At 58.8% G+C, this 22,568-nt stretch carries 19 protein-coding genes; 12 read left to right on the plus strand and 7 right to left on the minus strand.

Features of this window, described 5'->3' with window-relative positions; genetic code table 11:
* Positions 1 to 254 precede the first annotated feature (254 nt).
* The 3 genes from CZ203_RS09425 (at position 255) to CZ203_RS09435 (ending at position 4,018) form a co-directional block, all read left to right on the plus strand.
* Positions 255 to 1,010, plus strand: coding sequence for a LytR/AlgR family response regulator transcription factor (locus CZ203_RS09425; protein WP_159456455.1), 756 nt, complete (start codon positions 255 to 257; stop codon positions 1,008 to 1,010).
* Between the two features lie 11 nt (positions 1,011 to 1,021).
* Positions 1,022 to 2,911 carry a sensor histidine kinase gene (locus CZ203_RS09430; protein WP_087065850.1) on the plus strand — a complete coding sequence of 630 codons (1,890 nt, stop codon included), beginning with the start codon at positions 1,022 to 1,024 and terminating at the stop codon, positions 2,909 to 2,911.
* A gap of 72 nt (positions 2,912 to 2,983) precedes the next feature.
* On the plus strand, positions 2,984 to 4,018 hold the full coding sequence (locus CZ203_RS09435; protein WP_207651266.1) for a toll/interleukin-1 receptor domain-containing protein: 1,035 nt from the start codon (positions 2,984 to 2,986) through the stop codon (positions 4,016 to 4,018).
* A gap of 106 nt (positions 4,019 to 4,124) precedes the next feature.
* On the opposite strand, the gene CZ203_RS09440 is transcribed toward CZ203_RS09435, so the two are convergent.
* The 3 genes from CZ203_RS09440 to CZ203_RS14940 all read right to left on the minus strand — a co-directional run bounded on the left by CZ203_RS09440 (position 4,125) and on the right by CZ203_RS14940 (position 5,739).
* On the minus strand, positions 4,125 to 5,135 hold the full coding sequence (locus CZ203_RS09440; RefSeq protein ID WP_087065852.1) for a uroporphyrinogen decarboxylase family protein: 1,011 nt from the start codon (positions 5,133 to 5,135) through the stop codon (positions 4,125 to 4,127).
* Positions 5,136 to 5,358: 223 nt separating this feature from the next.
* Complete coding sequence (locus tag CZ203_RS09445; protein WP_087065853.1) at positions 5,359 to 5,565, minus strand: hypothetical protein; 207 nt, start codon at positions 5,563 to 5,565, stop codon at positions 5,359 to 5,361.
* Between the two features lie 21 nt (positions 5,566 to 5,586).
* The gene (locus CZ203_RS14940) at positions 5,587 to 5,739 is read right to left on the minus strand and encodes a hypothetical protein (protein WP_200809466.1); all 153 of its coding nucleotides are present in this window, start codon (positions 5,737 to 5,739) and stop codon (positions 5,587 to 5,589) included.
* Positions 5,740 to 5,949: 210 nt separating this feature from the next.
* On the opposite strand from CZ203_RS14940, the gene CZ203_RS09450 reads away from it, so the two are divergent.
* Positions 5,950 to 6,543: an SOS response-associated peptidase gene (locus tag CZ203_RS09450; protein WP_087065854.1), complete on the plus strand. Its 594-nt coding sequence runs from the start codon at positions 5,950 to 5,952 to the stop codon at positions 6,541 to 6,543.
* Between the two features lie 53 nt (positions 6,544 to 6,596).
* On the opposite strand, the gene CZ203_RS09455 is transcribed toward CZ203_RS09450, so the two are convergent.
* The 4 genes from CZ203_RS09455 to CZ203_RS09470 all read right to left on the minus strand — a co-directional run bounded on the left by CZ203_RS09455 (position 6,597) and on the right by CZ203_RS09470 (position 11,117).
* A complete protein-coding gene (locus tag CZ203_RS09455) occupies positions 6,597 to 8,936 on the minus strand; it encodes an Ig-like domain-containing protein (protein WP_087065855.1) in 2,340 nt (779 codons plus the stop codon).
* A 527-nt stretch (positions 8,937 to 9,463) separates the two neighbouring features.
* Positions 9,464 to 10,153: an LrgB family protein gene (locus tag CZ203_RS09460; RefSeq protein WP_087065856.1), complete on the minus strand. Its 690-nt coding sequence runs from the start codon at positions 10,151 to 10,153 to the stop codon at positions 9,464 to 9,466.
* A complete protein-coding gene (locus CZ203_RS09465) occupies positions 10,150 to 10,563 on the minus strand; it encodes a CidA/LrgA family protein (RefSeq protein ID WP_087065857.1) in 414 nt (137 codons plus the stop codon). Before CZ203_RS09465 ends, CZ203_RS09460 begins: the two co-directional genes overlap by 4 nt.
* The gene (locus CZ203_RS09470) at positions 10,560 to 11,117 is read right to left on the minus strand and encodes a DUF4364 family protein (RefSeq protein WP_087065858.1); all 558 of its coding nucleotides are present in this window, start codon (positions 11,115 to 11,117) and stop codon (positions 10,560 to 10,562) included. The genes CZ203_RS09465 and CZ203_RS09470 overlap by 4 nt, the downstream gene beginning before the upstream one ends.
* 166 nt (positions 11,118 to 11,283) lie before the next feature.
* Between CZ203_RS09470 and CZ203_RS09475 the strand changes: the two genes are divergently transcribed.
* From CZ203_RS09475 to CZ203_RS09510, 8 genes are all read left to right on the plus strand, one after another.
* Positions 11,284 to 11,889 carry a GNAT family N-acetyltransferase gene (locus CZ203_RS09475; RefSeq protein WP_087065859.1) on the plus strand — a complete coding sequence of 202 codons (606 nt, stop codon included), beginning with the start codon at positions 11,284 to 11,286 and terminating at the stop codon, positions 11,887 to 11,889.
* Positions 11,890 to 11,903: 14 nt separating this feature from the next.
* Entirely contained in the window at positions 11,904 to 12,587 is a 684-nt protein-coding gene (locus tag CZ203_RS09480) for a JAB domain-containing protein (protein WP_087065860.1), read from the plus strand.
* Between the two features lie 61 nt (positions 12,588 to 12,648).
* Positions 12,649 to 14,616 carry an excinuclease ABC subunit UvrB gene (gene uvrB / locus CZ203_RS09485; protein WP_087065861.1) on the plus strand — a complete coding sequence of 656 codons (1,968 nt, stop codon included), beginning with the start codon at positions 12,649 to 12,651 and terminating at the stop codon, positions 14,614 to 14,616.
* Positions 14,613 to 14,909, plus strand: coding sequence for a DUF1330 domain-containing protein (locus CZ203_RS09490; protein ID WP_087065862.1), 297 nt, complete (start codon positions 14,613 to 14,615; stop codon positions 14,907 to 14,909). The genes uvrB and CZ203_RS09490 overlap by 4 nt, the downstream gene beginning before the upstream one ends.
* A gap of 128 nt (positions 14,910 to 15,037) precedes the next feature.
* A complete protein-coding gene (gene uvrA / locus CZ203_RS09495; protein WP_087065863.1) occupies positions 15,038 to 17,881 on the plus strand; it encodes an excinuclease ABC subunit UvrA in 2,844 nt (947 codons plus the stop codon).
* Positions 17,882 to 17,883: 2 nt separating this feature from the next.
* Entirely contained in the window at positions 17,884 to 18,045 is a 162-nt protein-coding gene (locus CZ203_RS09500) for a rubredoxin (protein ID WP_227103406.1), read from the plus strand.
* Positions 18,046 to 18,229: 184 nt separating this feature from the next.
* Positions 18,230 to 20,302, plus strand: a complete 2,073-nt coding sequence (recJ, locus tag CZ203_RS09505; protein WP_087065864.1) for a single-stranded-DNA-specific exonuclease RecJ — start codon at positions 18,230 to 18,232, stop codon at positions 20,300 to 20,302.
* Positions 20,303 to 20,331: 29 nt separating this feature from the next.
* The gene (locus CZ203_RS09510; RefSeq protein WP_087065865.1) at positions 20,332 to 22,524 is read left to right on the plus strand and encodes a RelA/SpoT family protein; all 2,193 of its coding nucleotides are present in this window, start codon (positions 20,332 to 20,334) and stop codon (positions 22,522 to 22,524) included.
* Positions 22,525 to 22,568: the final 44 nt, after the last annotated feature.

Genomic DNA, 22,568 nt, shown 5'->3' on the forward strand with positions numbered 1-22,568 from the left:
CGCACCTCCTGTTTGATAATAGGCATACCTTTTGTCAAAACATCTTTTCCGCATGGGAGCCTTGAAAAAGGCTCTTTTTTTTGTCCAAAATGCCGATTGCACCGTTTGACAAAGAGTATAAGTTTCGTTAAAATGGATGAAAGGTTCTGCCTGTATTGTAGCGTATATTTGGGGAAGCGGCGCACGTTACACGTACTTTGTATCTGAAAACACGTACTTTACATAAAGCGATGGAAAAAAGGGGAGGGGGAAGCATGGTGCAGATTGCCCTGTGCGACGACAACATCCAGGAACTGGAATGGATTGGGCGGCTGGTCTCGGGGTATCTCGCCGGGCGGCCGGAACTGGACGGCTCCCTGCGGCGCTTCCAGTCGGCATATGACCTGATGGACTGCATCCGGGAGCGGGGCGGGTTTGACGCCTACCTGCTGGACGTGATGATGCCCCACATGAACGGGATTGAGCTGGGGCAGGCCATCCGGGAGGCGGGCGGCAAGTCGCCTATCGTCTATCTTACCTCGTCCCCGGACTATGCGGTGCAGTCCTACCGGGTGCGGGCATATGACTATCTCCTAAAGCCCGTGGCCGCAGACGCGCTGGCCGCCCTGCTGGACAAGCTGGCGGCAGAGCTGCAAGAGCGCCGGGAGACGCCGCTGCTGGTGCGCACCAGGGATCAAGTGACGCCCGTCCATCCCGGCGAGCTGCTCTATGTCCGGGTGCGGGACCATGTGCTGGAATACCATATGGCGGACGGCTCGGTGGTGGAGAGCGGCACCATGCGGGAGCCGCTGGATCAAACTGCCGCGCCGCTGCTGGGGGACGGGCGGTTCGTAAAGATTAACGTCAGTTATATCGTCAACATGAGCTTTGTGCAAAAGCTGGCCGGGGGCAGCTTCCTCATGCGGGACGGCACGGTGCTGAATATCTCCCGCGCCCTGGCAGCCTCGGTCAGGGAAACCTATATCGAATACATCTTAGAGCGGGGCAAGCTGCCCCAAATCGGCGTATAGGGGGGACGGCCATGCAAAGCAAGAAAACCGGGCGCGTCCCGGCGTGGGCGCTGGCGCTGCTGTACCTTGCCCTGGCGGTGGCGGCGCTGGCACTGTTCCATTCCTACACCGTGACGGATGAGGACCAGTTGTTCCTTACCCCGATATTTACCGACGCCAAAGGCTGGGACATCTACCGCCTGGATGGTGCGGGCGGGCGCGTGGCGCTCACCCCGAAAGAGGCGGCGGAGGCAACCGGCACGGTATACCTCTCCCGTGTGCTGGACCCGGCCTATGAGACGGCTGGTTATACCACGCTGGAACTGGATGGGCCGGTCAGCGTCTTCCTGGATGGGGTGCTGCTCTATACCACAGCCCCCGGTTCCGGTGATAAACCGGAGGGCGTGGAGTTGCCCGCAGGTTATGAGGTGCCGGCGGCTGGGGAAATCCCCCGTCTGACACTACCTCCCGGCTACGGCGGCAAAATGCTGACGCTGGCCTTTGAACGGGGCGCGGATTCCTACGGGACGCCGGGTGTGATCCTCTCCAGCAGGGCGGCGGAAACCGCCCTGGCCGCCGCCCAGGCAAACGGGCTGGGGATGCCCGCCGCGGCCTATATGACCGCCGCCTTTTTGCTGCTAGGGCTGCTGCTCTACGGCGGATTCCAAGGCAAATGGGACGGCCCCATGCTCCTGCTGACGCTGGCGGCGGCGTTGCAGGCGTTTTATCAGCTCCGGGAATACGATATGCGGTTTGTGTATCGCTCCGCGCTGGATATGCGGTTGGCGGCGCTGATCCCACCCCTCTTTGTGGCGCTGCCGCTGGCGTATCTGCTGTGCCGGATGGAGCGTGCGCACAGGAGGCGCAGGGCGGCCGTTATCCTGATCCCTGCCGCGGTTGCCCTATTGCCTCCGTTGTTCTATGTCCTGGGGTCGTCCCTGCTCGCCCCTTTTTATGAGCTGTGTACCCAGGCGCTCTATCTCTCCATCGCCGCCGTACTGGCGTGCGCCGTGTTGGAAGCGCGGCGCGGCAGCCGGGCGTTCCGGTTGTTCTTTATGGGGCTCGGGGCGCTCATCGCATCGCTGGCCGTTACCTGCCTGTTTTCCGGCGGGCTTGCCGCCCAAGTAGGCGCGGTGCTGAAACAGGCGATCCACGGCCTGCCCGCTTTGCCCCTCTACTGGTGCGGCGCTGCGCTGTTTGTGCTGTGCGCCGGTATGAGCGTGGGCGATGCCATCCGGCGTATGGCGGAAAACCAGAGCAAGGCGGATATGCTCGCCATGCAGGTCTCCGCCCTGCGCCGCCAGGCGGCGGCGATCCACGCGGGTGAGACGCGGCTTGCCACTATCCGGCACGATACCCGCTTTTATATGCAGAATATCGGCGCGCTGCTGCAAGACGGCAAGCCGGAGGAAGCCCTGCGCTTCGTGCAGCAGTACGACGAGAGTATCCTGGCTACCAGGCGGCGGCGCTGGTGTGAAAACACCACCCTCGACGCGATTTTGAGCCTCTATCTGGAACAGGCGGAACAGGAGGGGGTCGCGGTCAGCGCCCGCCTGGACATCCCGGAGGATTTGCCCGTGGATATTGTGGAGCTGTCCACGGTGTTTGCCAACGCTATTGAAAACGCACTGACTGCCTGCCGCCGCCAGCCCGAGGGGGCGGCACGCCGCATAGAGCTGAACGCCGTGACGGAGCCGCAGTTTGCTGTCGAGATCGCCAACACTTTTTCCGGGCAGGTGCGCTTCGGGCGGGACGGCCTGCCGGTGACGGATCAGCCGGGGCACGGCTTCGGCACGCGCAGTATCGCGGCCTATGCCCGCAAGCATGGGGCAAGCCTCCATTACAAGGCGAAAGACGGGATGTTCCGGCTGTACCTGCTGGCCGGCGCGGACTTGCCCGCGGGCAAAACGGCGGAGCTTTAATTCCTGCTTTGTTTATATGCCGGGATGTAAAAATGGGATAAAATGATTGCGGTGCGGAAAAGGGGGGCGCTTATGTTTGCCACAGGCATGTATCCTACGGGAGACGCAAAGCTTGATGAATATATCCAAGACTGTTTTATCGGCATGATTGAAATGGAAGTTTTAGACCATTTAAATTCTTGCTGGGACAAAAAGGGATCCCCGGAGGAGTATTTGGACGGGATTTTCCCACGCGCGTTTATCTACCGGAACCCACAAAAAGCGGTTGAAATTATCTATGATTTGGATGATATTGCGCGCAGCCCTGTCGTCCGGGAAAGCCTGCCGCCGCTGCACCTGTATGCAATGTATCGCATTATCCGCGACTATGAGGCGTTCAAAAACGATATGGGGGCGACGGAATACGACCAGGAGGTCGAAAGCTATATCCGCGGCCATTATACAAAAGAGGACGCCGATTGGTATTGCTTTTTCTTTGCGGAACCGTCTGAAATCTTCGTGGAACAATATGACGACGAATATATCTGGCTCGACCTATGGGAGCACCGCTTTGTCTGGTATTTAAACCATCCGGAGGAATTCCCGGTATTGACGCCCCAGGCGGAGGAAATGCTACAGCTCATGCCAAACGATATCTTGGAGATGTGGAGGCTTTGCGAAAAAATGCACAAGGATAAACCGTCCGGCGTTTACAACGAATATGATTTTTTCGTGTCACATGCCACGGAGGATAAAAAAGCGGTTGCGGAACCCCTGGCGCTGGAATTGCGTGCAATGGGGGCAAAGGTTTGGCTGGATAAATTTGAGATGACTGTAGGCAGCAGCCTGCGCACTTCCATTGATTACGGGATTGCGCATTCAAAGCATGGGATTATTATCTTATCAAAAAACTATATGCGTAAGTTTTGGACGGAAAAGGAAATGAACGCCCTTTTTGCGAAATTATCGTTGGATGATAAAAACAGTAAAATCCTGCTCCCGCTGTGGCATGGCGTCACCCGGGAGGAGGTCGCACAGTATTCCCCTATGATGGCGGATTTATTAGCGCTGGATACCGGATGCTTCACAATCCATGAGTTGGCGGAAGAGCTGTTCCGCGTGCTGTAATGCATATTAGGGGTGCTGTGTGCAGCATGGAAAAACGAAAAAGCAGGCCGCTGTGGGGAGTTATCCCGCAGCGGCCTGCAATGCTTTTTATCGATATCAGGATGCCTTACTTGCTGTAAAACTCATCCACAGCGCTGAAAAATGCGTCGATATTTGCCCATGGGGACATCGGCGGGATGTCGCAGCCGGTGGAAATGACGAAGTTCGGGTACTTGCAGCATTCGCCCATGACCTTGAGCGTCGCTTCACGGACGGATTCCGGCGTGCCGTTGCGGATTTCAACCGCGGGGTCGACATTGCCCATCGCGATGGTGCTCTCGGGGATGTGGGTCATCATTTCCGCCATGGAAATGGCGTTGCCGAAATGATAGGCCGCGGAACCGGTTGCGAGGATGGAGTCGATCATTTGGATGGTGCAGTTGCCGCAGTTGTGATAAATCACGATAAAATCGTCGTCCTGTACCGCGTCCACGATGCGCTTGACATACGGGCCGGAGAACTCCTCGGACAGGGCGGGGGACAGCAGGCCGGCAAGCGGTTCCGCCATTACGATGCCGTTGGCGCCGACAGCCTTATATGCCTTGCAATAATCGATCAGGAAGGTGCTGACTTTGTCCAGCAGGGTTGCTACCATATCGGGGTCTTCATAGCAATAGATCATGGCTTCGGTCACGTCCATCAGGCGGCCGGCCAGTGAGAAGGGGCCGATCACGCCGGCGAATACCGGGCGGTCCTCAATCAGCTTGACCGCTTTCTCGATCGCCTCGATGTAAATGCCGGTACGGCAGGCGCCGACCTTGGGGATCTCGAGGGCTTCGGCCTCGTCGCTGTCGTTAACGATAGAACCGACGACCGTCGGCACCTCGTCGTCAGAAACACGGATCTCCGCGCCGAAGCACTCGGCTTCCACGGACAAATCCATCAGGCTGACGGAAGCGGCGGACGGGACGCGGCCTGCGACAAGCTTCATCCCCTTGGCCTGCAGGTCGCTGCTGGAAATCAGCTCGCGGACGGAGATATCCATAAGCTGGATTGCGGGGAAGGAGAGGACGGGCATTGCGGTCTTGCGGGGGGCGGCGAGCATGTCTTCCAGCCATTTTTTCATATTCATCTTCATTTGGGAAGGCTCCTTTCGGACGTCAAATTATGTACTAGGCTTATGAGTCTGTTTTGTTTTTTGCTGAATGCATTATACCATGGTGGGTGGCACGGCTACTTGTACAATTATCCGTGTCTTTGAAAAATATCAGCATTTTCCGTTCAGGGGACCGCGGGTTTTCTGTGGGGGGCGCATGTTTTCCGGCAAAGGGAAAGCCGCCCGTTGGGGGCGGCCGCGCACGTCAGGAGTGCATCCGGTAATTGGGGTTATTCAGGCACGCTTCGATCCGGATGGCGGAAATCCTTGTATCGTCATAGCGCACATCCACGGCGTGGGAGCTGGAATCAATGTTCATCTCAATAACGCCCGGCAGCGCGCCAAGCTGCGTTTTCATGGCGTCGTCATCGGCAAGGCCGACGCACTGGAATGCAATCTGTTTAATAGACATTTTTTCGCACCTCGTTATCACTCAGGAATGGGTATCTTCGTTCACAATCTGTTCCAGCACGTGGATCAGGTCATGCAGGTTTTCCAGGCGCACATTGCGCTTTAAAATCTCGTCCTTTAGTTCAATGGAAAGGGACTCGAACTGCGTCTGGATTTTCGGGTTAACATATGACATGGGAACACCTCGCTTTCCCGCTTAGTATGTCCGTTTCGGGAAGGGATACGCATAATTGGGAAGAAAGGCTTAACAGGATGTGGCGCGTTATGCTATGATAAAGGCGGAAAGCAGGGGACGGGATGAAGTCCTTTGACGATACTTCACTGCGTAAATTTGTAAGCCCGGTGCGATCGGACGTGGCGGAGCAGCGGTAAAACAGGAGGGTGCATGATGTGCGGGAGATATCAGTTTGACGCGGACGCGCCGGCGTTTGGCGAAATCGTGCGGGGGCTGCGGGAGGCCGGCGGGGCGTTTTGCAGCGGCGAAGTGTTCCCCACCGACCGGGCGCCCGTGCTGCTTGCACAGGATGGGGCCGTCCGCCCGGCGGCCTTTGTCTGGGGATTCCCAAACCCGCACGGCAAGGGCGCCGTCATCAATGCGCGTGCGGAAACCGCGGGGATGCGGCCGATGTTCCGCGAAGCGCTGCGGATACGGCGCTGTGCGGTGCCGACGTCCGGTTTTTACGAATGGTCGCACGATGGGTCGCGGCGCAAATACCGCTTCCGCGCGGCGCACGCAGACAGCCTGTACCTGGCCGGGCTTTACCAGTATTTTGACGGCGCAGGGCATTTTGTGGTGCTGACCACCGCGGCGGACGCTTCCATGCAGGACGTGCACGACCGCATGCCGGTAGTGCTGCGGCAGGCGGAAATCCGCCCGTGGCTGCTGGATAACGACAGTGTGTTCCCTATTTTGGAAAGGGAACACCCGGCGCTTACGCGCGAGGCGCAGCAAGAGGATGCGGAAATCTGCCTGTGGTAGGGCAATAGGAAAGCGGCCGGGAAATCCCGGCCGCTTTTATGTGAAAATATGAATTATTCTGTGACAGTCACAGTGCAGGTTGCAGTTTTCTCCCCGTCTTCTGTGGTAACAGTGATGGTCGCTGTTCCGGCAGAAACGGCCGTAACCACGCCGTTATCGACGGTTGCTATCTCGTTATCGCTGGAAGACCAGGTAACATTTTTGTTGGTAGCATTTTCGGGCTTGAATTTTGCATTTAGCTTTGCAGATTGTTGATTCTCGTCGCTCGTTGAAAGATTGAGAGATGTAGTATCAAGGGTTACATCTTCTACAGGAATGGCTTTAGGTGGTTCGTCAGCTTTTACAGTAACAATACAGGTTGCGGATTGATCCCCTGCTGTAGCAGTAATAGTGGCTGTACCCGCAGCGACAGCGCTGACCACACCGCCCGCCACAGTTGCGATCTTTTCATCGCTGGAAGACCAAGTTACCGTTTTGTCAGCATTGCCCGTAGCTTGTACAGTTGCCGTTAATGTGTTAGTTTCGCCTTTTTCAAGGGATAGGCTGCTTGCACTAAGAGAAATTTTAGTAACGATATCAGTTTCGGACTTAACGGTAACTGTGCACTGTGCGGTTTTACCGCCATCGTTTGTTTTCACCGTAATAGTCGCGTTGCCATTTTTAACAGCAGTCACCTTGCCGTTCGCGTCTACCGTGGCAATGTTAGCGTCGCTGGAAGTCCAGGAAACTTTTGGGTTAGAAGCATTTGTTGGCGCAACAGTTGCGGTGAGCTGTTCCGAATTGCCTTCAACCAGGCTTAAGGTGGTGGGAGTCAAGGTGACGCCGGTCACGCTTACCGTAGAGGAAGAACCCGTAACCGTAATTTTGCAGGTTGCGGATTTGCCGCTGCCGTCATTTGCTTTTGCGGTAATGGTGGCGGTGCCGGCCTTCACGCCCTTAACTACGCCGCTGTCGCTGACCGTTGCAATATTGGTGTTATTGGAAGACCAAGTAACCGTTTTGTTCGTTGCATCCGAGGGGCTGACAGTCGCGGTAAGGTCAACCGTTTTATCGACCGCAACGCTAGCGGAAGCTGGGGAGATGGAAACGCCTGTTACCTTGGTGCTGTTTTCCACCGTCACTTTGTCCGTAACCGTAATGGTGCTGTTTTTGCCGCTTTCCAGTTTGGAAATCGTACCGCTGCCCTTGATGGTTGCACTGGAACGGGAATTCGGCGTCAGGGTGCTGATCGTACCGTTTACCGTAAGCGTCGTGCCGGTTGCGCTGCTGTCCAGCGTCAGGGTGGAGACGGTGACGCTGGATTCGATGGTAACCTTAAGGTTTTTGCTCTCGATCACAACATCGCTGATCTTTGGGTTGCTGCTGTTCTTCGCAATTGTCGTATCGTTTTGAATGCGCAGGTTCCCCTTGATGGAAGTGTCCTTGTCAAATTTCAGCGCAACGATTTCGCTGCCGCTGCTGCTGCTTTTGTCGGAAACCACATCGCCGTCAATCTGGCAGTCTGTAAAAACGATGGAGTTTTGGCCGCCGCCGTAAACGTAAATATCGCCCTTGACACGCACGTCTTCCAAAGTAACGGAACCATTCTTGACGTCGCCCGTAATGGTAAGGTCGCCCTCGGCGGTGATGTTTTTAAGCTTTGCGCCGGAGACCTTAATGTCGATGTCGTTATAAGTGCCGCCGCTGTAGGATTTTTTGCTGGAATCGACCGTCAGGTTGTCCGCGCTGCTGGTCGGCTTGTTGGCGTTGTTGTTATTGTTTTGATTGTTATTGTTGTTCGACGAAGATTCGCTCCGGCGGGAGGACAGCGCCTTGTTGATCGCGACGACCGCCTCGGCGCGCGTCAGCGGCTTGCCCGGCCCGAACGAGTTGTCCGGATAGCCGTTCATCACTTCGGCCAGCGACGCGGCGCGGACATACGGCTTTGCCCAGCTGGAAATGGAAGCGTCGTCGGTAAAGGCGGTTTCGGAGGACGAAATTTTGAGGTTGTCCACCTTGGCCAGCATGACGGCCGCCTGTTCACGTGTCAGCGGCTTGTCCGGCTGGAACGTGCCGTCCGAATTACCGGAGATGTAGCCGTTGCCTACGCCCTTCTGGATTTCCGCATAGGCCCAATAATCGCTTTTAACGTCGGAAAAAGTGGCGGAAGAACCGGATGTGAAGCCAAATGCGTTATTGACCAGCTTCACCATTTCTGCGCGCGTCACCTTGTTGTCCGGTTTGAATGTACCGTCCGGATAGCCGCTGATGCGGCCGCTGTCAATCCAGGACTGGATCGTAGATTGTGCCCAGTGGCCGTTTATGTCCTTAACGGCGGCAGCCCCTGCGGGCAGCGTACCGAGCAGGGTGACGGCGGCGAGTACCGCGGCCAACCCCTTTGTCCCTTTTTTCATAGGTTATCATCCCTCCTATAGTTGCTATGGCCGTTGGCTGCCGCATCTCGCGGCAACATGAAATGTACCATATAAGAACTATTATACCAACTCCTGTGTGAAAGGAAAGGGGGGCGGGATAAAAATTAATTCTTCTTAAGAAATTCCCGGCGGGGCGGGGCAATAGGAGCCACATCATCTTGCGTATCACCCGTCTTCGATGACATGCTCTGTGCAAAAAAGCGTGAAGCCTTTTGGGCTTCACGCTGACACGGTATACGCGTTAAAAGAATTGAGTTGAAACAGCCGGACTAATGGGTTTGCCGCAAAGAGGCTTATTGCCCTTGCGCATTTTTCCCGCCGCCGTTGCCGCCCTTTTTCTTGTGCTGGTGCCGGAAAGCAATGCGCCGCAATTCATCTTCCCGCACACGGACGATCTCCTTGAATAGCCGCATGGTATCACCTCCGGGTTCAGTTTGCGCGGAAACTGCACATCTGATAACGGGAAACAAAAAAGGCCCTGCCGCAGGCAAAGCCTTTTTTTGTTTTTACAGGAAAATTGCCACGACCGATGCGACAAGCGCCGTAATCAGCCCCGCGACGCCGATCGCAAGCCCGCTCATCGCGCCTTCCGTTTCGCCCAGCTCAATGGCGCGCGACGTACCGACCGCGTGGGAGGAGGTGCCGATCGCAATGCCGGTGGTGACCGGATGGTTCACGCCGAGCTTTTTCAGGAAGCCAGGCAGGCAGACCGCGCCGAACAGGCCGGTAACAATGATGGCGATCGCCGTAATCGACGGCACGCCGCCGAGCGAACGGGCGACCTCGACGCCAATCGGCGTGGTGACCGATTTGGGCAGCAGGGAAGCGATGACCGAGCTGTCCAGCCCAAACAGCTTGCACAGCACAAATACGCTGCCCATGGAGGCGAGCGAACCGACGAACGCGCCCAGCAAGATGGGCAGCAGGTGCTTTTTTAGCGTTCCGAGCTGCCGGTAGATCGGGATGGCGAGCGCGACGGTGGCGGGCGTCAGGAACATCGAGATAAACGCGCCGCCGGTATTGTAGGTTTCTGTCGAGGTGCCGGTGGCGACCAGCAGGGCGCACATCAGCACCATGGCGATCAGCAGCGGGTTGGCGACCGGCGTTTTCAGCCTGCGGTTGGCCAGCAGGCCAATTTCATAGGAAAGTACTGAAAGCGCCAGCCAGGCGAGCGGGGAAGTCAGTACGTCTTTCATGAAAGCGTCGCCTCCTCGCTATGTACCGTTTCGGCGGGGACGGCAGTCTCCACAGGGGCGCGCCGCGCCTGCATCTTCAGGACGAGATGGACGGTGCCGGCGGTCACGGCCGCCGTGATGAGCGTCGTCAGGATAATGACCGCGAGGATGGGCACAAGCTGGGACTTGATCTGGGGGAAAACGTCCAGGATGCCGAGGCAGGCCGGCAGAAAGAAGAACGCCATATTTTTCAGGAAGAAGTCTGCGGCTTCTTCCACGTGGCTTAGCTTGATTACGCCAAAGGCCAGCAGGATAAATAACAGGCTCATGCCGAGCACATTGCCCGGCAGCTTGCCCGCGCACAGCACGGAGAGCAGGTCGCCGGCGACGCACAGGGCAAAGAGAATTGCGAGTTGTCTCAAGTATTTCACAGCGCGGGGTCATCTTCCTTTTCTTCTTCGTAGTTTTGGGTCAACGCGTCGAGCAGCACATGGTAAATCTTTTCCGCGTTTTTGCGGAACCGGCGTTCCAGCAGGGACGCCTGCGCACGGCTTACCACATGCATGCGGATGGAAAAGACCTCCTCAAGGCCAAGCTCGACGACCAGGTCGTTATCGGCGCAAGGCTCGACGCTGGTCGAGATCGCGGCGTCCCGCCGCAGCGCGCGCACGACCCGCAGCGCGGACGCCTGCGCGGATTCGCGTACGGTATAGGGCAGGCTGGTTTCGAACAGTTCGGCGGTTTCCCGGCCCATGGCAGTGATGCGGTAGAGCGGTTCGCCTTCCCCGGGCGCACGTTCGATATGGCCGGTCTCGACCATTTCGTAAAACGCCTCCTGCAGCTCAAAATAACTGAAGCCGTCGTCGCACCAGGTGCAGATATCGACAACCGATTCAAAGCTGACCGGGAAATCCAGGAAGCCCATGGAGTACAGCACCAGGAATTTGATGTCTTCCTTGGTGCGGATAAAGCCGTAGCGTACCAAACGGTTCGCCTCCTTTCAAAAGCACTCAATTTATCAACAGTATACCATAAGGCATGCGAAATGGAAAGACAGACTGTGCGCTATTTTGTAAAGATACGGTTGCAAATGGATTTGTATTTGCAGTATAATAAAAGTCTAGGAATTCTGTCGAAACAGGAGGAAAACCATGCCTGAAATTACGATTAAACCGGCGACGGTGGAGGATGCACGGGAGATGCTCGCCATCTACGCGCCCTATGTGGAGGCCACTACGGTTTCAAGCGAGTACGAGGCGCCGTCGCTGGGGGAGTTTATCGGGCGTATCGAGCGTTTTACGCAAAAGACCCCGTGGCTGGTCTGCCGGATTGACGGCGCAGTCGCAGGGTATGGTTACGCCTCCCCGCACCGCGCCCGCGCGGCATACCAGTGGTCGGTCGAGACCTCGATCTATGTCGCGGAGGCGTTCCACCGCTGCGGCGTGGCGCGCGCCCTGTATTCCGCGCTGTTCGAGCTGCTGACGCGGCAGGGCTATTATAACATCTTTGTCGGCATCACATCGCCGAACGAGCGCTCCATCAAGTTCCACTCCGCGATGGGGTTTGTGATTTCGGGCGCATACCAGGTCAGCATGTACAAGTTCGGCCAGTGGCGGGACGTTATCTGGATGGCGAAGTCCCTGCGGCCCCATACCGGCGAGCCGCACCCGACTCTGCCGTTCCCGCAGCTTGCGGGGCTGCCGTTCGTCACGGATATTTTGGGGAAAGCTGCGGCGGCCATCCGCGCGCCGCAATAGGGAGGGGCGTAACCATGGCAGTGCATGACGACCACCGCAAGCGCATGAAGCAGAAGTTTCGCGAAAACGGCCTGGATGCGCTGCATGACCATGAGGCGCTTGAACTGCTGCTGTTTTACGCCATCCCGCGGGTCGACGTAAACCCGGTTGCGCACCGGCTGATGGAACGGTTCGGCAGCCTGCACCGCGTGCTGGAAGCGCCGGTCGAGGAACTGGCGCAGGTGGACGGCATCGGCGAGAACAGCGCGTTGCTGCTCCAGCTTTGCAGCCAGCTTGCCCGCCGCTGCGAGGTCGACCGTTCCGAGCACAGCCTCCGGCAGAAGCCGCTGACTTCGACGGCGCTCATCGGCGCGTTTATGGCGCCCCGGTTCCGCGGCCTGCGGGATGAAGCGGTGCTGCTCGCCTGCGTGGACAACCGCGGCATCGTGCTGGACTGCCAGGAGATCGCGCGCGGCACGGTGAACGAGACCGGCGCGCCGGTGCGCAAAATCGTCGAGCTTGCAATCCGTTTTAACGCGAGCGGCGCCATCCTTGCGCATAATCACCCGAACGGCCTAGCGCTGCCGTCGCGGGAGGATATCGCAACGACCAGGAGGATACAGGCCGGCCTGGAGGCGGTCGGCGTGCGGCTGATCGACCATATCATTGTGGCGGATGACGATTTTGTTTCGCTCCGCGACAGCGGCATCGTGAATTGAGGCTGATTTGGAATGCGCACGGGCGCTGCGGCGCATCCTGTGCATAGAGGGGAGGGGCGATATGCCAAAATTTAAAGTGGTGAGTGAATATAAGCCGGCCGGCGACCAGCCGGAGGCGATCGACAAGCTGGTGCAGGGGGTGGAACTGGGGTTCCGCGAACAGACGCTGCTCGGCGTGACCGGCTCGGGCAAGACCTTTACCATGGCGAACATCATCGAGCGCACCCAGCGGCCGACGCTGGTGCTCGCGCACAACAAGACGCTTGCCGCGCAGCTGTGCTCGGAGCTGCGGGAGTTTTTCCCGGAAAACGCGGTCGAGTATTTCGTTTCCTATTACGATTACTACCAGCCTGAGGCGTATATCGCCTCGACCGATACCTATATTGAGAAGGACAGCGCGATCAACGACGAAATCGACCGCCTGCGCCATTCGGCGACTTCGGCGCTTTCCGAGCGGGAGGACGTCATTATTGTCGCGTCGGTCTCGTGTATTTATTCGCTCGGCGACCCGATCGACTATAAAAGCATGGTCATTTCCCTGCGCCCGGGCATGGAGCTGCGGCGCGAACAGCTTTTGCAGCGCCTGATCGATATCCAGTATGAGCGCAACGATATTGCATTTGAACGCAACCGTTTCCGCGTGCGTGGCGACACGGTCGAGATTTGGCCGGTTTATTCGGATACGGACTGTGTCCGGGTCGAGTTTTTTGGCGACGAAATCGACCGCATCAGCCAGATCAACCCGCTCACCGGCACGATGGTGCGCGAGCTGGGGCACATCGCGGTTTTCCCGGCAAGCCACTATGTCACGCCGCGGGAGAAAATGCAGGCGGCGATTGAAAACCTGCGCAGCGAGCTGGACGCGCGCGTGCGGTATTTTGAGGAAAACGGCAAGCTGGTGGAAGCGCAGCGCATCCGCCAGCGCACGAACTATGACCTTGAAATGATGGAGGAAATCGGCTTTTGCAGCGGCATCGAGAACTATTCACGCGTGCTCAGCGGGCGCGAGCCGGGTTCCGCGCCGTTTACGCTCATTGATTATTTCCCGAAGGATTTCCTGCTGATCGTGGACGAGAGCCACGTAATGCTGCCGCAGGTGCGCGCCATGTACCACGGCGACCGCGCCCGCAAGGAGAGCCTGGTGGAAAACGGCTTCCGCCTGCCCTCGGCCTTCGACAACCGGCCGCTGAATTTTGAGGAGTTTGATGAGCGCCTCAACCAGGTCATCTACGTGTCCGCCACGCCGGGCGACTACGAGAAGGAACGCTCCTCGCAGATCGTCGAGCAGGTCATCCGGCCGACCGGCCTGCTCGACCCGGAGATCGACGTCCGCCCGGTCGAGGGGCAGGTCGACGACCTGATCGGCGAAATCAACGCGCGCGCCGAAAAGAAGGAGCGCGTGCTTGTGACGACGCTGACCAAAAAGATGGCGGAGGATTTGACCAGCTATTTGGAGGGCGCGGGCATCCGCGTGCGTTACATGCACCATGACGTCAAGACGATCGAGCGCATGGAGCTGCTGCGCGACCTGCGTCTCGGCATGTACGACGTGCTCGTCGGCATCAACCTGCTGCGCGAAGGCCTGGACCTGCCCGAGGTCTCGCTCGTCGCGATCCTGGACGCGGACAAGGAAGGCTTCTTGCGTTCGGAGACCTCACTCGTCCAGACGATCGGGCGCGCCGCGCGCAATGCAGAAGGCAAGGTCATCATGTATGCGGACACGGTCACGGCCTCGATGCGCCGCGCGATTGGCGAGACCAACCGCCGCCGTGAGAAGCAGATGGCCTTCAACAAGGCGCACGGCATCACGCCGCGCACGATACACAAAAACGTACACGATATTATTGAGATTTCCGCCGAGGCGAATAGCAAGGCTTCCGGCAAGAAAAAGTATATGACCAAGGGCGAGCGGGCGGAGAAGATCGCCCAGCTCACCCGCCAGATGAAGGAAGCCGCCAAGCTGTTGGAGTTCGAGGTCGCCGCGGAACTGCGCGACCAGATCAAGGCGCTGGAGGCGGAAGGGGCATGAAGGCTTATTTTATCGTTTCCGTGCAGGCCGGCGACCCTGCCAAGCGCGCGTTATACGACGACTATATCCAAAAGGTGCGCCCGGTTGTGGAGCGCCATGGCGGGAAATACCTGGTGCGGACAGAGCGCATCGGCTATCTGTCCGCGCACTGGCAGCCTGACCGGCTGATCGTGGTGGAGTTCCCGGACAGGGAAGCGCTCGGCCGCTGCTTTGCCTCGGACGAATACCGGGAAATCATGCATTTGCGCGAGGGTTCGGTGCAGGCGGACGCGGTCATCGTGGACGGGATATGAGGCTTTGTAGCGGTTGGAAACGGATTATAGCGTGTGCGGCCATGCCTGCACAGCGTTTGGGCGGACGGGTAAACGCCGCCCCATCCAGGCAGATATAAAGGAAGCGATGGAGGGATGAAGGAACTATTATGCACGAATTTATCCATGTCAAAGGTGCCAGGGAGCACAATTTAAAGGATATCGACGTCAAGATCCCGCGCGATAAGCTTGTCGTGATGACCGGCCTGTCAGGTTCGGGCAAGTCGTCCCTGGCGTTCGACACGATCTACGCGGAAGGGCAGCGGCGCTATGTCGAGTCGCTGTCCTCTTATGCGCGCCAATTCCTGGGACAGATGGAAAAGCCGGACGTGGATTACATCGAGGGGCTGTCGCCCGCGATCTCCATCGACCAGAAGACCACGTCCAAGAACCCGCGCTCGACGGTCGGCACAGTGACCGAGATTTACGATTACCTGCGCCTGCTTTGGGCGCGTATCGGTGTGCCGCATTGCCCGAAATGCGGCAAGGAAATCCATCAGCAGACAATCGACCAGATCATCGACCAGCTGATGACGCTCCCGGAGCGCACCAAGCTGCAGGTGCTCGCGCCGGTCGTGCGTCAGCGCAAGGGCGAGCATGTCAAGACGTTTGAGGAAGCGCGCAAGTCCGGCTATGTGCGTGTGCGCGTGGACGGCATCATATATGACCTTTCCGAGGAGATCAAGCTCGAAAAGAATAAAAAGCATTCGATTGAAATCGTGGTAGACCGTATCGTCGTCAAGCCGGACGTGCGCGCCCGCCTGACCGATTCGGTCGAGTCCGCTTCCGCGCTGACTGGCGGCCTGGTCATCGCAGACGTGGTCGACGGGGAGGAAATCATGTTTTCCCAGAACTATGCCTGCCCGGACTGCGGCATTTCGATCGAAGAGCTGACGCCGCGTATGTTTTCCTTCAATAACCCGTACGGCGCCTGCCCGACCTGTACCGGCCTCGGCATCCAGATGAAGCTCGACCCGGGGCGCGTCCTGCCGAACCGCAAGCTGTCCATTAAAAACGGCGCGATCCAGGCAAGCGGCTGGGGCAACGCCGAGCCGGGCAGCATCGCGCGCATGTACTTCGACGCGCTCGGCAAAAAGCACGGCTTTACCGTCGATACGCCGATTGAGGAGATGTCGGAGGAAGCGGTGGACGCGCTGCTTTACGGCACGGGCAAGGAAGCGCTGGAACTCAAGGTGCAGCGCTTTTCCGGCGGCACGATGAAGCAGCCCTTTGAGGGCATCATCAATAACCTCGAGCGCCGCTATAAGGAGACAAGCAGCGACTATATGCGCGCGGAAATCGAGGACTGCATGAGCGAGGTGCCGTGCCCGGATTGCAAGGGGCGCCGCCTTAAAAAGGAGATCCTTGCCGTCACGGTAGGCGGGCTTAACATCATGCAGTTCAGCGAGCTGTCCGTGACCGCCGCGCTCGATTTCCTCGACCATCTGGAACTGAGCGAAAAGCACATGATGATCGCGGAGCGTATCCTCAAGGAAATCCGCGAGCGGCTGGGCTTCCTGCAATCGGTCGGCCTGGAGTACCTGACGCTTTCGCGCGCTTCCGCGACCCTGTCGGGCGGCGAAAGCCAGCGTATCCGCCTCGCGACGCAGATCGGCTCCTCGCTGATGGGCGTACTCTATATCTTAGACGAGCCGTCGATCGGCCTGCACCAGCGCGACAACGACAAGCTGCTCGCCACGCTTAAGCGGCTGCGCGACCTGGGCAATACGCTGATCGTGGTCGAGCACGACGAAGACACCATGTACGCCGCGGATCACATCATCGATATCGGCCCGGGCGCGGGCGTGCACGGCGGCCATATCATTTACCAAGGCGATGTGGACGGGCTCCTGAAATGCGAGGCGTCGCTGACAGGCCAATACCTCACCGGGAAAAGGCGTATCCCCGTGCCGGAAGTGCGCCGCCTGGGCAACGGCAAGCGCCTGACGGTGCGCGGCGCGTCGGTCAATAACCTGAAGAACACGGATTTCACCATCCCGCTCGGCACGCTGACCTGTATCACCGGCGTATCCGGTTCGGGGAAATCCTCCTTTGTCAATGAAATCCTGTACAAGCGCCTGGCCGCCGAACTCAACGGCGCCAAGACGCGTGCGGGCGCGCACGAGGGCATGGACGGCATCGAGCACCTCGACAAGGTGATCGATATCGACCAGTCGCCGATCGGCCGCACGCCGCGTTCCAACCCGGCGACCTATACCGGCGTATTCGGCGACATCCGCGAGCTGTTTGCGTCCACGCAGGACGCCAAGATGCGCGGCTATGGCCCGGGACGTTTCTCCTTTAACGTCAAGGGCGGGCGGTGCGAAGCCTGCGCGGGCGACGGCCTGCTGAAAATCGAGATGCATTTCCTGCCGGATATTTATGTCCCCTGCGATGTTTGCAAGGGCAGAAGGTATAATAAGGAGACGCTTGAGGTACGATATAAGGGCAAGAATATCTTCGAAGTGCTGGATATGACGATAGACGAGGCGCTGCGCTTCTTTGAAAACGTGCCGAAGATCGCCCGCCGTATCCAGACGCTGCAGGAGGTCGGGCTGGGCTATGTCAAGCTCGGGCAGTCGTCCACGACGCTGTCGGGCGGCGAAGCCCAGCGCACCAAGCTTGCGACCGAGCTGAGCCGCCGCGCGACCGGCAAGACCATCTATATCCTGGACGAGCCTACGACCGGCCTGCACGTCGCAGACGTGCACCGTTTGGTGGAAGTGCTCCAGAAGCTGGTGGACGCCGGGAACACGGTTGTCGTCATCGAACACAACCTGGACGTGATCAAGACCGCCGATTATATCATCGACCTTGGCCCGGAGGGCGGCGACGGCGGCGGCGAAGTCGTGTGCTGCGGCACGCCCGAAGATATTGTCAAATGCGAAAAATCCTACACCGGGCAGTATTTGAAGCGCTACCTGCATCCGGAGGGGGAACAGAAGGAGCGATAAGTTTGGCAAAGTATGTGTGCGTGCCCTGCGGCTGGGTCTATGACGAGGCGGAGGGCTACGAAGAGGGCGGCATCGCCCCCGGCACCAAGTGGGAAGACGTCCCTGACGATTTCCTCTGCCCGCTGTGCGGCGTCGGCAAAGAGGACTTTGAAAAACAGGACTGACAGGCCAAATGGGAAGCGGATGTTCCTTTTCAGGGATGTCCGCTTTTTCTATGCCGTAATAGTTGCAAAATCATCAGTTTTTTCACATATCCGGGTGCTTATGCAGGATGACCAGTAAAGTGTTGAGTTTGTGATGAGGTTTTGGTATAATATACTCAATATGAAATACTGTTGAGGAGATTGCATGAAAATGAAAAAATGGGTGACCGCGCAGCCGGATCTTGACCGGGCACGGGCGCTCTGCAAAGAGTGCGGCTTCACGCCGCTCGCCGCGGCCGCGCTGTGCGCACGCGGGATAGATACGGCGGACGGGGTGCGCGCGTTCCTGAATACCGACCCCTCCGGCCTGCACGACCCGATGCGTTTGCCGGATATGGCGCGCGCGGTCGCGGAAATCCGCCGCGCGATGGACGCGGGGGAGAAAATCGTAGTGTTTGGCGATTACGACGTGGACGGCGTGACGGCAACGTGCGTCCTCGTCGATTTTTTACGGCAGCAGGGCGCGCAGTGCGACTATTACATCCCCGACCGTGTGAGCGAGGGCTACGGCCTGAGCTGCGCGGCGCTCAAGAGCCTGTATGATGACGGCGCGCGCCTGGTGGTCACGGTGGATTCCGGCATCACGGCGCTGCCGGAGATCGCATATGCTGCGGGGCTCGGCCTGCGCGTCGTGGTGACCGACCATCACGAGTGCCGCAGCGAACTGCCAGCGGCCGCAGCCGTCGTCGACCCGCGGCGTGCGGACTGCGAATACCCCTTTGACGAGCTGGCCGGCGTCGGCGTCGCATTCAAGCTTGTCTGTGCGCTCGCGGGCGACCAGCGGGCGATGCTGGCGCAATATGGCGACCTGGTGGCGATGGGCACGGTCGCGGACGTAATGCCGATTGTCGGTGAAAACCGCATTATCGTTGCGGCCGGCTTGCGGCAGATGGAAAAGCCAAGCCGCCCCGGCCTTGCCATGCTGCTGCGGGAAGCCGGGCAGGCAGGCCGCAAGCTGACGAGCGGGACGGTGAGCTTCGTCCTCGCGCCGCGTATCAACGCGGCGGGGCGGCTCGGGCAGGCGTCCCGCGCGGCCGAACTGTTTTTGACCAAAGACCCCGCGCGCGCGCAGGAGCTGGCCTCCTGGCTGTGCGAGCAGAATAAAGCCCGCCAGACGGCGGAAAGCGAGATCCTGGAGCAGGCGCTGACGCAGCTGCGCCGCGAATACAACCCGATTGAGGATAAGGTCATCGTGCTTGCCGGCGAAAACTGGCACCACGGCGTCATCGGCATCGTGTCCTCCCGCATCTGCGACCGGTACGGCTGCCCGGTCATCCTGATCGCGCTCGACCAGGACACCGGCAAAGGTTCCGGGCGTTCGCTACATGGGTTCAACCTGTTTGAGGCGCTTGAGAGCTGCGAGGACATCCTCCAAAAATACGGCGGGCATGAGCTGGCTGCCGGGCTGACGATCGGCCGCGGGCAGCTCGCGGCGTTTAAGGCGCGCATCCGGGCATATGCGGACGCGCACATCCACCCCGGCGACCTGATCCCGGTGCTGGAGATCGACAGCCGCATTACGCCGCCCTACATCACGCAGGAAAATGTGGAAGGGCTGTCCGCGCTCGAACCCTTCGGGATGCGCAATGCGCAGCCGGTCTTTTCGATGGAAGAAATGTACGTCGAGGATATCACCCCGATTTCGAGCGACCGCCACGTCCGCCTAACGCTTGTCAAGGACGGCGTGCCGTTTACGGCGATGCTGTTCGGTACGGGCGCAGGCGGGTGCGGCTTCGCGCAGGGCAACTATGTGGACGCCGCGTTCCATCTGGAGATCAATACCTACCGTGGCAAAAAAACGGTGCAGCTTGTCCTGAAGGACGTGCGCCTGAGCGCCTGCGAGATGGTCGCAGACCAGAAGCTGCTGGAGATTTACAACCGCTATATGAACGACCAGGGGCTGACCGAGCGCGAGGCGCGCATCCTGCTACCAGACCGCAAAGACCTTGTGGCCGTGTGGCGGCATATCAACAGCCGCGCCGAGGAAGGGCGGCTCAGCGTGCCGTCGAACGCACTGTCGCGCCGCGTGCAGTGGGAAAGCAAAAGGGATATCAATATTGGCAAGCTGTTTGTTTGCCTGGATGTATTTAGTGAAAGCAGCTTGCTGAGCTACCATTTTAAGGATGGGCTTCTCAATATCCTCCTCAAGCCGCACGAGGGCAAGGCCGATATTTCCGGTTCGGTCGTGCTTGCGACGCTGAAGAGTATGAGCAAATAGGGGAGAGGGCTGTCCGGGGAGAGAAAACTATGGAAATGAAAAATAAGATAGACTTTTTGATCGAACGGGTGCAAAAACAGAACCCGTCCGCCAATGTCAAGAAGATCCGCGCCGCCTATGAATGCGCGGCGGCCGCGCACGAGGGGCAAAAGCGCCGCAACGGAGAACCGTACATCATCCACCCGGTCGCGGTCGCGGAAATCATCGTCGAAATGGGGCTGGACACGGATTCGATCTGCGCCGGCCTGCTGCACGACTGCATCGAGGACACCCCCTTCGGCTACCGTGAGATTGAAAACAAGTTCGGCACCTCGGTGGCCGAGTTGGTGGACGGCGTGACCCGCCTGGGCATGCTGCGCTATTCCAAGGAGCAGGAGCAGATGGAGGACCTGCGCAAGATGTTTATGGCCATGGCCAAGGACATACGCGTCATCCTCATCAAGCTGGCAGACCGCCTGCACAACGCGCGCACCTTCCAACACCTGCCCGAGCGCAAGCAGCGCGACAAGGCGCTCGAAACCATGGAAATCTACGCCCCGATCGCGCACCGCCTGGGTATGCAGCGCATCAAGTGGGAACTTGAGGATTTGTCGCTCAAGTGCCTGGATCCGATCGGCTATAACGAGATCGTCGAAGGGCTGAAGGCGCAGAGCGCGCAGCACGAGGAGTTCCTCGAGCACATCAAGGACACCATCGATTCCAAGCTGGAAGAAGCGCACATCACGCATGAGATTTCCGCGCGCGTCAAGCATATCTACTCCATATACCGCAAAATGTACGCCCAGCACAAGACGATCAATGAGATTTACGATATTTGCGCGGTGCGCGTGATCGTGGGCACGGTGGCGGACTGCTACAACGTGCTGGGCTATATCCACGACCTGTATAAGCCGATCCCCGGGCGCTTCAAGGACTATATTTCCACCCCCAAGCCGAACGGCTACCAGTCCCTGCACACGACGGTCATCGGCCGCGCGGGCGTGCCGTTCGAGGTACAGATCCGCACGGCGGAGATGCACCGCATGGCGGAATACGGCGTTGCAGCGCACTGGAAATACAAGCAGGGGCTGGACCGCAAGGGCAGCGAAGAAGCGTTCGCCTGGATCCGCCAGCTCCTCGAGGCGCAGCAGGATACCGAGGCAGAGGATTTTATCAAAAACATCAAGGTCGACCTGTTTGCGGATGAGGTGTTCGTATTCACCCCCAAGGGCGACGTCGTCAACATGCCCGCGGGCGCGATCCCGATCGACCTGGCGTACGCCATCCATTCGGCCGTCGGCAACCGCATGGTGGGCTGTAAGATCAACGGCCGCATTGCGCCGATCGATACGCCACTTAAAAACGGCGATATCGTTGAAATCCTGACCTCCAAGGAGACGCACGGCCCTAGCCGCAACTGGGTCAAGATCGTGCGCACCACCGAGGCGCGCAACAAGATCAAGCAGTGGTTTAAAAAGGAATGCCGCGAAGAGAATATCGTGCAGGGCAAGGAAGAGCTTGACCGCGAATTGCGCGCCAACCTACTCTATAACGGTTTTTACGAAAACGGGGAAATCCAGAAAGACGTGCTGGATAAGTTCTCCTTCAAGGCGCTGGATGAGATGTACGCCTCCATCGGCTACGGCGGCATCACAGTCACCAAGGTGGTCAATAAGGTCAAGGACGACGTCACCCGCCTGCGCCGCCAGACGGCGCAAGCCGACCATGCCGCGCACCCGGTCACGGTCAAGCGCCACGGCAAGTCCCAGTCCGGTGTCATCGTGGAGGGGATTGACAACTGCCTGATCAAGTTCGCGCGCTGCTGCACGCCGATCCCGGGCGACGACATCATCGGCTTTATCACGCGCGGCTATGGCGTGTCCATCCACCGGCGCGACTGCGTCAACGTCCATACCAATGGCAGCGAAGAGGACAAGGCGCGCTGGGTCAACTGCTGGTGGGACGAGGACTTGGTCGCAAGCAACCCGCAGCGCGACAAGTTTTCCACCGGCCTGCAGATTTCGACCAAGAACCGCATTGGGATCCTGGCCGATATTGCAACACTGTTTTCCAGCGCGCACGTCAATGTGCATGAACTGAGCGCGCGCGACCTGGCGGACGGTTTTGCGGTGATCAACGCGATGATCGACGTGACGGGCATTGCGCAGCTTGACAATATCATGTCGCGCCTGCGGGGCACCAAGGGCGTGGTGGACGTCATCCGCACGGTTGACGGCAACTAAGGGACACACAGGGGGAAGACCCCGTATTTTGCAGCGCCGCCCAT

The organism is Intestinibacillus massiliensis (assembly GCF_900155735.1).
Classification (GTDB): domain Bacteria; phylum Bacillota; class Clostridia; order Oscillospirales; family Butyricicoccaceae; genus Intestinibacillus; species Intestinibacillus massiliensis.

Excerpts from the sequence above, each read along its gene's own strand:
- CZ203_RS09425 (WP_159456455.1), top strand. The coding sequence starts at position 255 with ATGGTGCAGATTGCCCTGTGCGACGACAACATCCAGGAACTGGAATGG.
- CZ203_RS09430 (WP_087065850.1), top strand. The coding sequence starts at position 1,022 with ATGCAAAGCAAGAAAACCGGGCGCGTCCCGGCGTGGGCGCTGGCGCTG.
- CZ203_RS09435 (WP_207651266.1), top strand. The coding sequence starts at position 2,984 with ATGTTTGCCACAGGCATGTATCCTACGGGAGACGCAAAGCTTGATGAA.
- CZ203_RS09440 (WP_087065852.1), bottom strand. The coding sequence starts at position 5,135 with ATGAAGATGAATATGAAAAAATGGCTGGAAGACATGCTCGCCGCCCCC.
- CZ203_RS09445 (WP_087065853.1), bottom strand. The coding sequence starts at position 5,565 with ATGTCTATTAAACAGATTGCATTCCAGTGCGTCGGCCTTGCCGATGAC.
- CZ203_RS14940 (WP_200809466.1), bottom strand. The coding sequence starts at position 5,739 with ATGTCATATGTTAACCCGAAAATCCAGACGCAGTTCGAGTCCCTTTCC.
- CZ203_RS09450 (WP_087065854.1), top strand. The coding sequence starts at position 5,950 with ATGATGTGCGGGAGATATCAGTTTGACGCGGACGCGCCGGCGTTTGGC.
- CZ203_RS09455 (WP_087065855.1), bottom strand. The coding sequence starts at position 8,936 with ATGAAAAAAGGGACAAAGGGGTTGGCCGCGGTACTCGCCGCCGTCACC.
- CZ203_RS09460 (WP_087065856.1), bottom strand. The coding sequence starts at position 10,153 with ATGAAAGACGTACTGACTTCCCCGCTCGCCTGGCTGGCGCTTTCAGTA.
- CZ203_RS09475 (WP_087065859.1), top strand. The coding sequence starts at position 11,284 with ATGCCTGAAATTACGATTAAACCGGCGACGGTGGAGGATGCACGGGAG.
- CZ203_RS09480 (WP_087065860.1), top strand. The coding sequence starts at position 11,904 with ATGGCAGTGCATGACGACCACCGCAAGCGCATGAAGCAGAAGTTTCGC.
- uvrB (WP_087065861.1), top strand. The coding sequence starts at position 12,649 with ATGCCAAAATTTAAAGTGGTGAGTGAATATAAGCCGGCCGGCGACCAG.
- CZ203_RS09490 (WP_087065862.1), top strand. The coding sequence starts at position 14,613 with ATGAAGGCTTATTTTATCGTTTCCGTGCAGGCCGGCGACCCTGCCAAG.
- uvrA (WP_087065863.1), top strand. The coding sequence starts at position 15,038 with ATGCACGAATTTATCCATGTCAAAGGTGCCAGGGAGCACAATTTAAAG.
- recJ (WP_087065864.1), top strand. The coding sequence starts at position 18,230 with ATGAAAATGAAAAAATGGGTGACCGCGCAGCCGGATCTTGACCGGGCA.
- CZ203_RS09510 (WP_087065865.1), top strand. The coding sequence starts at position 20,332 with ATGGAAATGAAAAATAAGATAGACTTTTTGATCGAACGGGTGCAAAAA.